At 63.2% G+C, this 13,899-nt stretch carries 9 protein-coding genes; 3 read left to right on the top strand and 6 right to left on the bottom strand.

Annotated elements, in window-relative coordinates:
- The 6 genes from VLU25_03690 to VLU25_03665 form a co-directional block, all read right to left on the bottom strand.
- A partial coding sequence (locus tag VLU25_03690; GenBank protein ID HSR67021.1) for a radical SAM protein occupies nucleotides 1-1,533 on the bottom strand: 1,533 nt, incomplete at its 3' end.
- 196 nt (nucleotides 1,534-1,729) lie between these two features.
- Nucleotides 1,730-3,010 (bottom strand): 2-oxo acid dehydrogenase subunit E2, encoded by a 1,281-nt coding sequence (locus VLU25_03685; protein ID HSR67020.1) that lies wholly within the window; start codon nucleotides 3,008-3,010, stop codon nucleotides 1,730-1,732.
- Between the two features lie 19 nt (nucleotides 3,011-3,029).
- Nucleotides 3,030-5,111 (bottom strand): thiamine pyrophosphate-dependent enzyme, encoded by a 2,082-nt coding sequence (locus VLU25_03680; GenBank protein HSR67019.1) that lies wholly within the window; start codon nucleotides 5,109-5,111, stop codon nucleotides 3,030-3,032.
- On the bottom strand, nucleotides 5,108-7,468 hold the full coding sequence (locus tag VLU25_03675) for a hypothetical protein (GenBank protein HSR67018.1): 2,361 nt from the start codon (nucleotides 7,466-7,468) through the stop codon (nucleotides 5,108-5,110). Before VLU25_03675 ends, VLU25_03680 begins: the two co-directional genes overlap by 4 nt.
- A gap of 67 nt (nucleotides 7,469-7,535) precedes the next feature.
- Nucleotides 7,536-9,284 carry a VWA domain-containing protein gene (locus VLU25_03670; GenBank protein HSR67017.1) on the bottom strand — a complete coding sequence of 583 codons (1,749 nt, stop codon included), beginning with the start codon at nucleotides 9,282-9,284 and terminating at the stop codon, nucleotides 7,536-7,538.
- Between the two features lie 314 nt (nucleotides 9,285-9,598).
- Complete coding sequence (locus VLU25_03665) at nucleotides 9,599-10,708, bottom strand: bifunctional chorismate mutase/prephenate dehydrogenase (GenBank protein HSR67016.1); 1,110 nt, start codon at nucleotides 10,706-10,708, stop codon at nucleotides 9,599-9,601.
- Between the two features lie 83 nt (nucleotides 10,709-10,791).
- Here VLU25_03665 and gltX point away from each other — a divergent pair, with 83 nt between their 5' ends.
- Genes gltX through accD form a run of 3 tightly spaced genes read left to right on the top strand, consistent with a single transcriptional unit; the run spans nucleotide 10,792 to nucleotide 13,896 of the window.
- Nucleotides 10,792-12,285 (top strand): glutamate--tRNA ligase, encoded by a 1,494-nt coding sequence (gene gltX / locus VLU25_03660; protein HSR67015.1) that lies wholly within the window; start codon nucleotides 10,792-10,794, stop codon nucleotides 12,283-12,285.
- Complete coding sequence (gene rlmB / locus VLU25_03655) at nucleotides 12,282-13,001, top strand: 23S rRNA (guanosine(2251)-2'-O)-methyltransferase RlmB (GenBank protein ID HSR67014.1); 720 nt, start codon at nucleotides 12,282-12,284, stop codon at nucleotides 12,999-13,001. The genes gltX and rlmB overlap by 4 nt, the downstream gene beginning before the upstream one ends.
- A gap of 49 nt (nucleotides 13,002-13,050) precedes the next feature.
- Entirely contained in the window at nucleotides 13,051-13,896 is an 846-nt protein-coding gene (gene accD / locus VLU25_03650; protein HSR67013.1) for an acetyl-CoA carboxylase, carboxyltransferase subunit beta, read from the top strand.
- Nucleotides 13,897-13,899: the final 3 nt, after the last annotated feature.

Below are 13,899 nucleotides of genomic sequence, written 5' to 3'. Positions count from 1 at the left end.
GCCAACCGAACTGCCTTCGATCGCCGTAGTCCCCCTCAGTCCGGCAGCTTCATACATGTAGAGAATCTGGGCGTACTGCATCAACATCGATATCACCAGTCTTCGAGCTTCCCGATTGTCGGCCAGTACTTTCTTCACCTTCGACCACATGAGTGCTTCTTCCGGCCCCCTGGCTGACAGTCGGCCCAAGAGCCGCCAAACCTGGGGATCGTGGGACGAAAGGTCCTCGGCCGGGCAGGCGTGAGCCCCTTGCCGGATCCTGGGCCTGAAGCCTTGAGCGAAGTGGAGAACGCGACGAGCGAACGCCGAGGGGTGATAGAGGCGTTCGCAGAGGTCACGCAGGCCTGCTATTAATTGGCGGCGGCTCATCTGCAAAGGGCTGATGTTGGTGCTCCAAGGTGATGCCGCCACCTCAGAGCCTCCGACCAAGCGGCCAGCCTCTTTCATGCGGGCGTGCAAAGGCGTGGCTTCGGGAGCCACTAAAGCTCCGAGACTGAAGATCGGAATGGGGGAGGCCATCGCGAACCGGTACTGAGTCTCGAAGATATCCAGGCCGTCGGAGTCAAAGCCGACGATCATTCCCCCGCTGACCGCGATTCCGTGCTCAAGGAAACGCCCGATTTCGTTGAGCAGTTCGATGTTCAGGTTCTGGCGTTTCCGACTTTCTCTGAGACTGTCTTCGTTGGGAGTTTCGATGCCGATGAAGACGCTTGTAAGTCCTGCTTCGGCGCACATTCGCAGCAGTTCCTCATCGCGGGCTGCGTCGATCGACACCTGGGTATACAAAGTGAGAGCCTTCCCTTTTCTTGTCTGCCAGTCCCTGATCGCCACCAACAACTCCTTGGCCCGGCTTCGATGAACTGTGAAATTGTCGTCTGCGAGAAAGATGTGACGGTACCCGTGCCCATAGACTTGATCTAATTCCGCCAGGACCTGGGCAACCGGCTTATGGCGCTGTTTCCGTCCCAGATACTGAATAACGTCGCAGAACTCGCATTCAAATGGACACCCGCGCGAGGTTTGGACCGCTCCTAACAAAGCCGCAGAGTTGGGATACAGGCCCCACGCAGGTCTTGGACATAAAGTGAGATCCGGACGCCCTCCCCGGTATTCGTCTTTCCAAGAATCCGCCATAAGATCGCCGAATAGCTCTTGCGAAATGCCCTCTATTTCTCCTCTTACCAGAATGTCGCAGTAGGGGCGCAGTTCCCTGGGGCTGAGGGAAGCGTATGGTCCTCCAATGAGCACGGTGCGTCCCCGATCGCGAAACTGCGAGGCGATCCGCTTCATGGAGGCCGATTGAGTGATCTTTCCTGTGATGGCGACAAAGTCGACATCAGCGTCGTATCGGATCGGCGATAGGTTCTCATCGCATAACTCGACTCTAAGCCCGTCTGGAACCAAGGCTGCCAAAGTCACGGTCGCCAAGTCGGCGATGAGGGTCCGATTGGGCAGGCCTGATGCCGCGAAGACCTCGGCCCCGTAGTAGGTCGGGAAGTCTGACCTCGGATTAATGATGTAGATTGACTTCACCGTCGATATCCTGGAATCGTCTTGAAGCTATGTTTACACTAGACTTTTCTTCGGCTGTTGCCAGAAACTAGACTGTTCACAAGATACCATAATTGAGTATCTTTTGGCAACCATCAAAATAGTTGAGAAAACAGAAGGTCGAGCGGTGGTGAGGGTCAAGGAGTATTCGAATCCCGTTCTTCAACGCGGGAGGCATTTACCATTGCTGCAGCGCTTGGGAGAAGATGCTCAGGAAGGAGTTGGCTTGGAAGCCGTCTAGGGCGCGGTGGTCGATGGTCAGTGTCACATAGGCCATGGGGCGGATGAAGAGGGCGTCGCCGTGTTGGGTTTCTTTGACGACGGGGCGCTTTTCGATCTTTCCAACGCCCAGGATGGCGCTTTGGGGCTGGTTGATGATGGGGGTGGCGATGAGGCTGCCGCTGACGCCGTGGTTGGTGATGGTGAAGGTGCCGTAGCGCATTTCCTCTTCGGTCAGTTTGCCCTTGCGGGCGCGCTCGGTCAGGTCTTGCAGCTTCTGGGCCATGCCGAAGAGGCTGCGCGATTGAGCCTGGCGGATGACGGGGACGACTAATCCGCCCTTGACGGCGGCCGCGATGCCGATATTGCAGTCGGCGAAGATCTCCAGTCCGTCGTCGTGCCAGCGCGAGTTGATCTCGGGGACGGCCTGCAAGGCCTGGACGGCGGCGTCCACGAAATAGGCCGTATAGGTGAGCTTGGCGCCGCGTTTGAGGAAGTCGTCGCGGTTGGCGGCCATGTGCTCGGCCACCCGGGTCAGGTCGGCCTCGAAGACGGCCGTGACGTGGGGGGCCGTCTCTAGCATGCTCTGCACCATGTGGGAGGCGATCTTGCGGCGCATGGTGGTGTGGGGGACGAAGCGGTGCCCCACGCCTTCGTCAGAACGCGAGACCACCACCGGTTCGTCGCCGTCGCCGGCCACGCGTCCGGGCTGCTCGGCGGCGCTGCGGGCTGAAGCGCCTTGCAGATAGCTTTGGGCGTCGGCGAAGGTAACCCGCCCTCCGCGTCCGCTGCCGGGGATGCGGCTGACGTCGAGTCCGTGCTCCTTAACCAGGCGGCGTACGGCGGGACTGAGGCGTTCTTCCTTACTCAGCCTTTGCCGGGCCTCCTCTGCTTGTCCTGCCGAAAAGCCCGCCTCCGGCGTGGAGTCTTGAAGTCCCCAGTGACCTTGCGGCTTTCGCGGCTTAGCGGCGGCGCCATCGCCGGCCTCGGCCTCAGCCTCCAGCGAGATGCGGCCCAGCACCTGGCCGGGCTCGACCGACTCGCCGGCCTTGGCCAGGATCTCCTCCAGGCGTCCCGATTGAGGGGCGGCGACTTCGATGTTGACCTTGTCGGTGCTCAGCTCCAACAGGGGCTCGTCTTTCTCGACTCGATCTCCAACTTCCTTCATCCAGGCCGAGACGGCGGTTTCGGTGCCTTCCTGGCTGTCCTCTGGAACGATGACGTTGACGTGTTGAGGCATAGGAGCATTCTACCGGAGGTTAAAATTCAACCAAATCCACGATCTTCTGGGCGATGGCGTCGACACCCGGGAGGATGGCGGTCATCAGTCCCACGTTGTGGGGGATGGGCAGGTCGGGGACGGCCATGCGTTCAATGGGTGCGTCGAGGCGGAAAAAGGCCTCCTTGGTGAGGACGGCGGCGATTTCGGCTCCGAAACCGGCGGTCTGTCCGTCCTCGTGGACGATGAGGCAGCGCATGGTGCGGCGCACCGATTCCACCACCGCCTCCTGGTCCCAGGGAGAGATGGTGCGCAGGTCGATCAGGTGACAGTCCTTGCCCGACTGTTCCACCGCTTGCATGCAACGCTCCACCATGGCGCCCCAGGTCACGATGGTCAATTGATCTCCCTCGCTCAAATGGGCGGCCTGTCCGAAAGGCAGCAGATATTGGTCGCCGGGGTAGGGACGCCGGGCTACGGGGGCATCGAGCAGGTAGCGGTGCTCGAAGAAGATGGTGGGATTGGGCGAGCGCATGGCGGCCCGCAGCAGTCCCACCGCGTCCTCGGCATTCGAAGGCATGGCCACCTGCCATCCGGGGGCGTGGGCCCAGAGGACCTCGCCCGAGACGCTGTGCCAGGGGTCCCCGCACTTGAAGTAGCCTCCCGGCATTCGCACCACGATGGGCGCGGCGAAGCGGTTGTTGGTCCGCCAGCGCAAGGTGCCGCAGTTGTTGAGCTGCTCGGCGGCGGGATCGGCATACTTGCGGAACTGGATTTCGGCCACCGGCATGAGTCCGGCCAGGGCCATGCCCACCGAGCGTCCGATGATGCCTTCTTCGCTCAGGCTGGTGTCGAAGACGCGCTGGCAGCCGAAGGCCTCCTGCAAGCCCATGGTGGCGGCGTGGACGCCTCCCTTGGGCCCCACGTCCTCGCCGAAGACGAGCAGTTTGGGATTGCTTTCGAGTTCGGCTTGCAGCGTCTTGCGGATGGCGGTGAGCATGTTGATGCGGTTGCCCTCGGGCTGCGGCTCGCTGGAGGAATCTGGAAACTGGTGTCCCTCGGCCGCCAGTCCGCCTTGCTGCGAGGATTCGACGGACCCGTCAGGGGCCTCCTCGGCGAAGAGATAGCGCTTGACGCTCGAAGGTTCGGGTTGAGGACGCTCGAGCGCCTTCTCCAGAGCCTCTTCCACGGCTTCCTCGACCTCGGCTGTCAGCACCTTCCACTCGTCGTCGGAGAGCAGCGAGGGGATCAGCGCCTGCTTGAGCCGCTCCAGCGGGTCGCTCTCACGCTCTTTTTCGACTTCTTCGCTGCTCTTGTAGGCTTGGGTGTCCTGGCCCGAATGTCCGCTCAGGCGGGGGACGGTGAGGCGGATCAGGGCCGGTCCCTCCCCGCCGCGCACCTGTTCGACGGCCTGCTTGATCTTGCCGGCGCAGTCATAAGGGTCGGTGCCGTCGCCTTCCAGCACGGAGAGATTGCCGAAGGACTCCAGATTAGCGGCGATGTTTCCGCCGGGGGTCTGCAAATGGGCCGGAACCGAGATGGCGTAGCCGTTGTCTTCGATGAAGAAAAGCAGCGGCAGCTTGAGCGTCGTGGCCATGGTCAGGCTGGACCAGAAGCCGTTGGTGGCCACCGATCCTTCCCCGCCCAGCACTACCGTGACCGCTCCGTTCCATGCTTCGTCCTCAAGCACGTCGCGGCGGTAGAGGATGGATTGGGCCCATCCGGCGGCGGGCGTGTACTGCGAGCCCACGTCGCCCGACATGGGCAGGACTGTGACCCCCTGCCCGCCCGCGCTGGAGGGTTTGTTGCAGACCACCCCGATGTCGCGTCCGCCGCTGTAGCCTCCGCTGCGCATGAGCGGGCCCGCCATGGCGTCCTCCACTTCCACGCCCAGCGTCAGCAGCAGAGGACGCGAGCGGTAGTAGGCGCTGGCGGCATCGTGGGGATGATCGAGCAGGCTCCCCAGCAGCACCTGGATGAGTTCATGGCCGCGGGCCGAAAACTGGTAGAGCACCTTTTTCTCGGGCACCAGGCGGGTTTCCTCCACCTCGTCGATGCGTCGCGAGGTGAGGATCAGCCGGGCTGCCTGCTTCCAGTTGAAATCGGGGTGCAACTTGCTCATTCGTAGCCCCAGTATCCGTCCAGCATTTCGGTGCCCGTGTTCTTCTCCAGTCCCTCCGAGACCATGCGGAAGGCCTCCACCACGCCGGGGACCAGCAGGGCGCGTCCCGTCTCGTCGTAGACGAAGTGGACGCGGAAGCCGTTGGCCGTGCCCAGTTCGTAGTTGAGCTGGCGGGCCCAGCGGGCCAGTCCCTTGAGGCGCAGGAGCAGAGCCACCAGTCCGCTGCTAGTGAAGTAGGAATAAGGCTCCAGCTCATTGAGGGCCTGACGCAGCGAGTCCTCGTCGGGGTGAACGTGAACCTTGCCGCGCAGGTCTTCCTGATGGCTGAGGGCGGTCACCAAAGTGGCCTGAGGACGCAGGTCGACGAACCCGTTGGCGAAGTGAAACTCGCAAAAACGCTGGAAGTCCTCGTCGCTCGAGATCCCCCGGCCGCGGCCAAGCGCCGTCTCGGCCTTGCGATACTCCTCGCGCAAGTAGCTGATGAGCCCGTAGTCATGAGCCCACACCCTGTCGATAGGCGCCAGGAAGTATCCGGCGGCGATCATGGTCTTGTCCTCTTCCTGGTAAAGGATGGGCGAGCCCAACGAGGGGATGGCCCAAACCGCCCGCAGCACCGCCCTGAGGATGCGCCAGGCCGCCTCGCGCCTCTGATGATGGGGGAAATCGATGCTGCGCAGACCTTCCAGGTCGTGTTCGTCCCGGGCCGTCACCAGGATCTTCAGTTGTTGGGCCAGCTTCAGGGGATCCCAGTCGGCCACGCGGTCCAGCGTCAGCGGACGGCTGTGGGCTTCGAAATAGCCGTTGGGATCGAAATACTCCAGGTCGACGTGCTGCTCGATGGAGGAAAAATCGAGCGTCCTGAGGCGATGGAGCAAGATGAGCAGGCCCAGCAAATGCAATTCGGCCTGATGTTTGGGCGATCCCAGGTCCTGCAGGGCCTTGGCCTGGAGTCCGGTGGTTTGGTTCAAGCGCAGGGGCTGCTGTTGCAGCAAGTCGAAGACCTGGCGCGAGTTGTCGGTCTCTGTGTAGTAGCAGACGTTGTCGACGAAGCGGGGCGCCTGGGGATCGTCTCCGAAGACGGCTGTGCGGGCCAGGGTGAATCCCAACTCGCTGGCCGAGGCGACCCGCATCACCCGGTAGAGGGCGTCGGCGTTGGGGACGCTGAAATAGCCGTTCTCGCCGCTCTTGATCACGTAATCGCAAACCAGCGGCGCGCCCGCGCTGAAGGCCAGCTCACGGTGGCTGGGATTGGAGATTTCTACGTGCTCAGGCGGATAGACGTGGATGGTGCCCCCGTCGTAGTCGGCCTGGGGAATCACCTCGTGGCCGGCCCGCATGGCCTTGGCCAGCTTGCCCCGAGCTGCCGACTGGACGGGAGGCGACTTCTTGTGCAGGATGGCGTCGATTCCGATGGCGGCGGCGGTCACCAGCATGCGGATCCCCCGCTCGGCGTAAAGGTCGGTCAGTTTCTCGGCGAAAACCTGCTTGGTGCGCAGCATTTCCTGCGACCCGCTGTGTGCGAAGCCCAGGCGGATGGTCCGTACGCCCTCCGGGTCTTCGTCGTACATGCCTCCGATGCCGGTGGTGTGGGCCACCAGCACCTCCTCGGCCAGTTGGCGGGAAATGTGTCCCAGATCCTCGGGGAAGACCCGCAGGTAAACTTCCTTCAGATCCGAGAGCAGCTTGCCTTCGGGTATGCCCATGGCGGCGGCGAAGCTTTCCAGATCGCCGAGCTGATAGGTGGCAACGCTGGCCAGGGGAATGGAGACCACCACGCTCTGAAATCTCCGCCCCTCGCGGGGCAGCCCGCGGCGGCCCCGGAAATCCTGCAGGAAGCTGGTGAAGGGATGCGCGCTCTGCGCCTGCAGGGCCTCGGCCAGCACCTGAACGCGCTCTTCGATGGAGGCGTCCGGCTTGACCCCACGGCGCTCCTGGAAGGCCTTGGCGGCGGCCTCCACCTCTTCGGCGCGCTTGCGGGCCGCGTTCTTCATCTCCGGGATGGAGGGGTCGATTGACAGCGTTTCCAGTTCGATAACGGCTCCCGAAGCCATGCGGTAGCCCACTTCCGGTATGCGTTCGGGCTTGCACCCGTAGTCGCGTTCATGAATGCCGAAGAGGCTTTGGGTAAAGTCGCGTATCTCGCGGTGGGTATGTCCAGTCAGCACCAGGTGGGGTGCGGCCTCCTGTTTCCCGTGACGCAACGCTTCCCGATAAAAGTCGAGCACGCCCATAGCCATGGCTCCGCCCACGGCCCCGGTTCCGCCGAAGACGACGTGAACCTGCTCGAAGAAACGCGGGTCCGAGGCCGCCTCGCGCAGGCGCTTGCCGAAACGCACTTGTTTGAAGTGTTTCGTCATATTCGAAGTGGAAATGTATCGTACTCTGTGCTTGCGGGCCAAACTCTGCCGGCCCTGACGAGCGCCTTCAGTAGTATCCGCGACGATGGCGAACCGCCAGTTGAGGCCGTCCGGCCACCTTGACCTGGATGCGCTTGTAGGCCGCCGAGGGAGAGGAGGGAGGCTGGTAGGCCAGCGTGTAGAGGCTGCGCAGTTCCTCGGCTATCTCCTCATAGGCGGGGGAAAGCTGGCCGGCGTTGCTGGGCTGGTAGAGACGTCCTCCCGTCAGTTGAGCCAGCCGCCGCAGTTGACCGCGGGCTTCGCGATAGGCCATTTCGGCGATGACGTTGCCGTAAACCTCCAGAGCCGACCCGTAGAAATCCTGGGTGTCGAGGTGGATGGTGTAGAGAATCGAATCCGATTCCAGCGCCGCCTGGTAGGTTTCCAGGAAGGTGCGGTCGGGGGCGGACTCGAAATCGCCCAGCAGCGAGTCGTCCACTCCGTCGCTGAAAATCACCAGTGCCTTGCGTCCTTCGATCTGACCCAGCCTGCCCAAGGCCTGGTGGACCGCTTCATAGAGGGCGGTGGCTCCTTCGGGACGCAGGCGGCGGACGGCCCGCTTGAGCAGTTCGCGGTCTTGAGTGAATCCCGATATCCATCGCACCTGCTGGCTGAAGGTGGCCACCGCGATGCGGTCGCTGGGGCGCATCTGCTCGATGAACCTGACGGTGGCCTGGCGCAGCAGACGGATATAGTCGGCGGTGGAGCCGCTGACATCCAGCAGCAAGAGCAGGTGAAAGGGCTCCTGGCCGGACATGAAGTTGGTCAGGGGCTGCTCGACTCCGTCCTCCCACAGGCGGAAGTCTTCGGCCTTCAGCCCGGCTTGCAGGGCGCCCGTCTCCTGGTGCCGTACCACGGCGTTGAGCCTGACGCGGTCGACGTTGACGCGGAAAACCCCCTCCTCAGGAACGTCCTGCTGATCGCCCTCAGCACCTTGAGGAGCAGCTTCGGGCTGCGGCGGACGCAGGGCGGGCGGCTGGGAAGCCGGGACGGGCGGAGGCCGGTCCGTGGCAGCAGGGCCAGCTTCGTCGGCGCCGCCCTCGAGCAGGCGGGCTTCGTCACCCTGGCGGATGGAGACGTCGCCGGCGTGGCTGGCGATCTGCAGGGTGGAGGCCCGCTTGGCCCGGCCCAGGCTCCGTTCCAGCTTGCCGAAGGCTGAGGGGTATCCGTCCCAACTCACGGTGCCCCCTGTGGTAACGCTGAGTTGCAAGTCAAGCCCCGACGCCAGATCGCATTCGACCTCACCGTAATCGGTCGACAACTGCACCGTCTCCCCCGGCTGGACGCGGCTGATCAGGCGGATGGTCCCGCTCCTGGAATAGGCCCGCAGCACTTCGGCCTGCAGGTCTTCCAGGATGACCGGGCCGCGCAGCGTTTCCACCTTCACAAGCCCTTTCAGCTCCCGCACATGCACCTGGGCCGAGATGGAGTTGAGGCTGACCTCGAGATCGGCCGGAATGCGGACTTGCAGATCGGTCCAGGCTGCCGGATCTCCCAGGTTGTAGGTGTGCAGCATGATGCGGTGACGATGGCGCACCAGCAGGACTTGCAGGTCCCCCTCGGCCTCTCGAGCTGCATGTTTCAGGTAGCGGACCTCGACCCGGGAGCCGTTGCCCGGACTCACCTGCACCCGTCCCCGGTGGTTGCGGATGATCAGTTGGTCGCCCCGGTTGGCCTCTATGGAAACGCCTTCGTATGGGGCCGGCTCCTGCGCGCCCTGGGCGCTCAAGGGCAGCAGGGCGAGGAGGGCGAGGTATAGGATGGGGGGCAATGGCATGAGACTATTTTAGCGGTTTGTCCTTCTGCCAACGGGTCAGCCGGTCCTTAATCCTTTATGCCCTTTTGAACTTTGGTCTAGATCGCCGCACGGATGCGCCTCCCACCAGTCCTGCAACCGGGCAGACTTCTTGAACCTGGGGGGTGGCTGATTCTTTTCGCAGGTTCTGAGTACCCGGCGGGCTAAGTCGGGCTAAGTCGAGGGGTAGGGGTACCGGCAACCGCTATGAATGGTGGGAGGCGCATCCTTGCGGCGATCCTGAGAATGCTGCCGGTTCGCCGCTCCGCCTCCTACGGTTGCCGCCGTCACGGCCGCTACTCTTCCTTGCGTTGGGCGGCGGCGCCTTCCAGGTAGCGCCGGCCCTTGGTCATGAGACTGACGAACTGTCTCTCGTCTTTGGCCAGCACCGCCGAACGGATGCGTTCGACCGCGTAGAGCAGGGCCGCCAGCGACTCGGTACCGTAGTCGTTAAGCGACTGAATCTCGAAGTACATGTGGGGGTTGTCTTCGGAAACCCGCGAGGCCACCTCGAGTTGCGATTCGAAGGTCGTGCTGGACAGCTTGGCCAGGGTGGGCAGGGCTTCCTGCGACTCGGCCAGGGCGGTGGCGAAGGCGATGTTGAGGGCATGGGAGAGGCCCAGCACGTAAGCGATCAGGCGGTCATGCGATTCCAGGTCGGTGTCGACTTGCACGGCCATGGTCGATTCGAAAAGCCGCCGGGCTTCCCGGGTGGCGCGGGGGACGCCTACGTCCACGAATATCACGTGGCGCCGCGAGAGCAGTTCGGTGTCGGGTCCGAACATGGGGTGGATGGAGGTCACCCTGGCGCCCGCCGCCGCCAGCTTGCGCAGACTCTCCCTGAGCGGACTCTTGAGCGAGCCGATATCGAAGATCAGTCCACGGGGAGGATCTTCGGCCATTTTGGAGAGGATCTCGCTGCTGACCTTCATGGGTGCGGCCAGGACGATGATTTCGTGATCGAGGGGAGACGACGACCACTCCTCGACATGGGGGAAGCCGTCGGGCGATCCGGCCGGGTCGGCGACTTCCACCGAGTACCCCTGGGAGGCCAGGAAGCGGCACATCCAGCGTCCCATCTTGCCGGCTCCCCCCACCACCAGCGCTCTCTGCCCCAGGCCTTCTCCCGACAGGCTGACCCGCTCTTGTTCTTGAGCCGTCAGCGAAGCCTCGATAAGCAACAGGGAGAGCTTTTCGGCGGTCTGCTCCTGCAGGCCCATCTCCAGGGCGATTTGCTTGGCCCGATCCACCACCTCCTTCTCTTGCTTGTAGTCGCGGGTGGGAGCGCCCCGGTCCATTTTGCGCTTGCCGATTTCCAGCGCCAGCTTCTGGCGCTGGGCCACCAGCTTGAGAATGTCGCGGTCGATACGGCCCAGCCGTTCCCTCATTTCTTGCAGAGCATCCATGATGGCCGAAGTATCCGGGAATGGGCGGTCTCCGCGCAAGGCGGCGGCTTCGGCGAGCGGACGAATTCGATATACTTCGCTGCATGTCGGTACGACTCAGATTCGCGCCCAGTCCCACCGGGCATCTTCATGTCGGCAACGTGAGAACCGCGCTCTACAACTGGCTTTACGCACGCCAGAAAAATGGAGACTACATCGTCCGCATAGAGGACACTGACGCCGAAAGGTCGGAGAAGCGTTTTGAAGAGGCGCTGCTGGACGACCTGCAATGGCTGGGGCTGGATTGGGACGAAGGCATCGGCGCCGGAGGAGATGCCGGTCCCTACCGCCAGAGCGAGCGCTACGCCATCTATCAGGAAACGGCTCAGCGCCTCTTGCAGGAGGGACACGCCTACTACTGCTTCGCCACTCCCGAAGAGCTGGAGGAGGACCGGCGCCGCCAAGTCAAGGGCGAGCCGCCCCGCCACATCGGACGCGACCGCAGTCTCGATCCGGAGGAGGCTCGGCGGCGGCTCGAGGACGGTGAGCAGGCCACCGTGCGCTTCAAGGTCAGGGGCGGACGCGTGGGCTTCGTCGACCGCGTTTTCGGTCCCGTCGAAGTCGACTGCTCCACCATCGCCGATTTCGTGCTGCTGCGTTCCGACCGCTCTCCCCAATACAACTTTGCCGTGGTGGTGGACGACGCCCGCATGGGCATCACCCACGTGGTTCGGGGCGAGGGGCATCTGACCAATACCCACAAGCAGATCCTCCTCTACGAGGCCCTCGATCTGGATCCGCCCGAGTTCGCTCATCTGTCTACGATTTTAGGCACCGACGGACATAAGCTCTCCAAGCGTCATGGCGCCACTTCGGTGGACGAGTTTCGCCGCCGCGGCTACCTGCCCGAGGCGCTGGTCAACTACCTGGCGCTTTTAGGCTGGACCCCTCCCGGCGACGGCAACGAGATCCTGCTGCCCGAGGAACTGATCGCTCAGTTCGACCTGGGCAAGGTCCACAAGTCCCCGGCCACCTTCGATCCCGAGAAGCTCAACTGGGTCAACCGCAGCCACCTCAAGAAGCGTCCGCCGCTGGAGGTGGCCGAGCTGATGGCACCCTTTCTGCGCCAGCATGGATGGCTGGGAGAAGTCGAGGAGGGCAGCCGGCAACTGGAGTGGCTGGCCGAGTTGTGGGAGGCCATAGCCAAGTACGTGGACCGCCTCGATCAGGTCCCCGAGCACTGCCGGGTCGTCTTCGACTTCCATCCCAAGCGCGGCCTGGAGCGCCCTGAAGTCCGCGAGGCCTTGCAGGAAGAGGGCGCCTGGGAGGTCATCGAGGCCCTGAACCGGGAGCTGGAGGGGCAAGGCGATATCGACGCGGAGTCCTACAAGGCCGCCGTCAACGCCGTCAAATCCTGGACCGGGGCCAGGGGCAAGAGCCTGTTCCATCCCCTGCGTGTGGCGCTCACCTTGCGCACCTCGGGACTTGCCCTCGACCAGTTGGTGTCGCTGCTGGAAAAAGGAAAGCATCTCAAGCTGGCTCATCCGGTGGTGGGGGTGCGCCAGCGGGTCCGCGCCGTCCTCGAGGCCCGCTCATGATTCTCTGCGGCATCAACCCCGTCAGGGAAGCCTTGGCCTCCCAGGACCAGCGCCTGCAACGCATTCTCATGACCAAGGGCAAGCGCAACCCGCGCCTGGGCGAGATCGTCAAGATGGCCCGCAGCCAGGGAGTCCCCGTCCGTTTCGAGTCGGCCGCCGTCCTCAGGCGGCAGGCCCCCAAGGGAAATCACCAGGACGTGGTGGCCATCCTGGGCGAGGTTGCGCTGGCGGGGCTGGAAGAAATCCTTCAGTCGGACCCCTCTTTGCTGCTGGTGATCGACAACGTGGAGGACCCGCGCAACCTGGGAGCGGTGCTGCGCACGGCCGAAGCGGCGGGCGTCGAAGGAGTATTGCTTCCCGAGCGGCGCAGCTCCTCTCTCACCGCTACCGTAGTCAAAGCCAGCGCGGGGGCCGCCATGCACCTGAAGATCGCCCAGATCGGCAACGTCTCCCAAACGCTGCAGCGTCTCAAGGACGCCGGACTGTGGACGGTGGGGCTTGACGCCGACGGAGAGCACCGGATCGCAGAGGTGGACGCGAGCCTGCCTCTGGCCGTGGTAGTAGGCGGCGAGCATCGGGGCCTGCGTCCGCTGGTGCGCAGACATTGCGATTTGGTGGTCTCCTTGCCCATGAAGGGCCAGGTCAATTCGCTCAACCTGTCGGTGGCCGCCGCCGTGCTGCTTTATCACATCGTGATGGGTCGAGATTCGCGCTGATGCCCGGCTAGCCTCGACATCCCGGCCTCGAATCGACTATCATGACGCAGTGTCTTGGTTCCAGCGCAAGAAGACCCCCCTCAAACCCCCTGCCGAAGAAGACCGCCGTGTGCGCACCGAAGGACTGTTCACCAAGTGCGAGGGATGCCGGCAGGTCATCTGGAAGAAAGAACTGGAATCTTCCCTGCACACCTGTCCCAAGTGCGAACATCACTTCAAGATCGAAGCCCGCCTGCGCCTCGATTTCATGATGGATGACGGCGAATGGGAGGAGTTCGACTCTCATTTGCGTTCCGCCGATCCCCTCGACTTCAAAGACCGCAAAGACTACGAAGAGCGCCTGGAGGCGGCTCGCGAGGCCACCGGACACAATGAGGCGGTGGTCAACGCCGTGGGCGCCCTGGGAGGGCACGAGCTGGTCTGTTCGGTTATGGAGTACCGCTTTATCGGCGGCAGCATGGGTTCGGTGGTGGGAGAGAAGATCACCCGCGCCATCGAACGCGCCCTCAAGACCAAGAAGCCCCTCGTCATCGTCTCTTCCAGCGGCGGCGCCCGCATGATGGAAGGGGCCTTGTCGCTGATGCAGATGGCCAAGATTTCGTCTGCCTTGCAGCGCCTGCACGAAAAGCGCCTTCCCTACATCTCGCTCTTGACCGACCCCACCACCGGCGGTGTGACGGCCAGTTTTGCCATGCTGGGAGATCTCAATATCGCCGAACCCAAAGCGCTGATCGGATTCGCCGGCCCCAGGGTCATCGAGCAGACCATCCGCCAGAAGCTGCCGGAAGGATTTCAGCGCAGCGAATTTCTTCTTGAACACGGCATGCTCGACGCCATCGTCAAGCGTCCCCAGATCAACGACTTCATAGCCGACTGGCTTAAATTCATGAAATAGCTG

The sequence above is a fragment of the Acidobacteriota bacterium genome (assembly GCA_035471785.1).
Taxonomy (GTDB): domain Bacteria; phylum Acidobacteriota; class UBA6911; order RPQK01; family DATIPO01; genus JANQFM01.
The sequence above is the reverse complement of the archived record's forward strand: the minus strand, read 5'-3'. Positions and strand labels throughout refer to the sequence as shown.

Bases quoted from the DNA above. Each gene is read 5' to 3' on its own strand.
- VLU25_03670 (HSR67017.1), bottom strand. From the start codon at position 9,284: ATGCCATTGCCCCCCATCCTATACCTCGCCCTCCTCGCCCTGCTGCCC.
- VLU25_03685 (HSR67020.1), bottom strand. From the start codon at position 3,010: ATGCCTCAACACGTCAACGTCATCGTTCCAGAGGACAGCCAGGAAGGC.
- rlmB (HSR67014.1), top strand. From the start codon at position 12,282: ATGATTCTCTGCGGCATCAACCCCGTCAGGGAAGCCTTGGCCTCCCAG.
- VLU25_03675 (HSR67018.1), bottom strand. From the start codon at position 7,468: ATGACGAAACACTTCAAACAAGTGCGTTTCGGCAAGCGCCTGCGCGAG.
- gltX (HSR67015.1), top strand. From the start codon at position 10,792: ATGTCGGTACGACTCAGATTCGCGCCCAGTCCCACCGGGCATCTTCAT.
- VLU25_03680 (HSR67019.1), bottom strand. From the start codon at position 5,111: ATGAGCAAGTTGCACCCCGATTTCAACTGGAAGCAGGCAGCCCGGCTG.
- VLU25_03665 (HSR67016.1), bottom strand. From the start codon at position 10,708: ATGGATGCTCTGCAAGAAATGAGGGAACGGCTGGGCCGTATCGACCGC.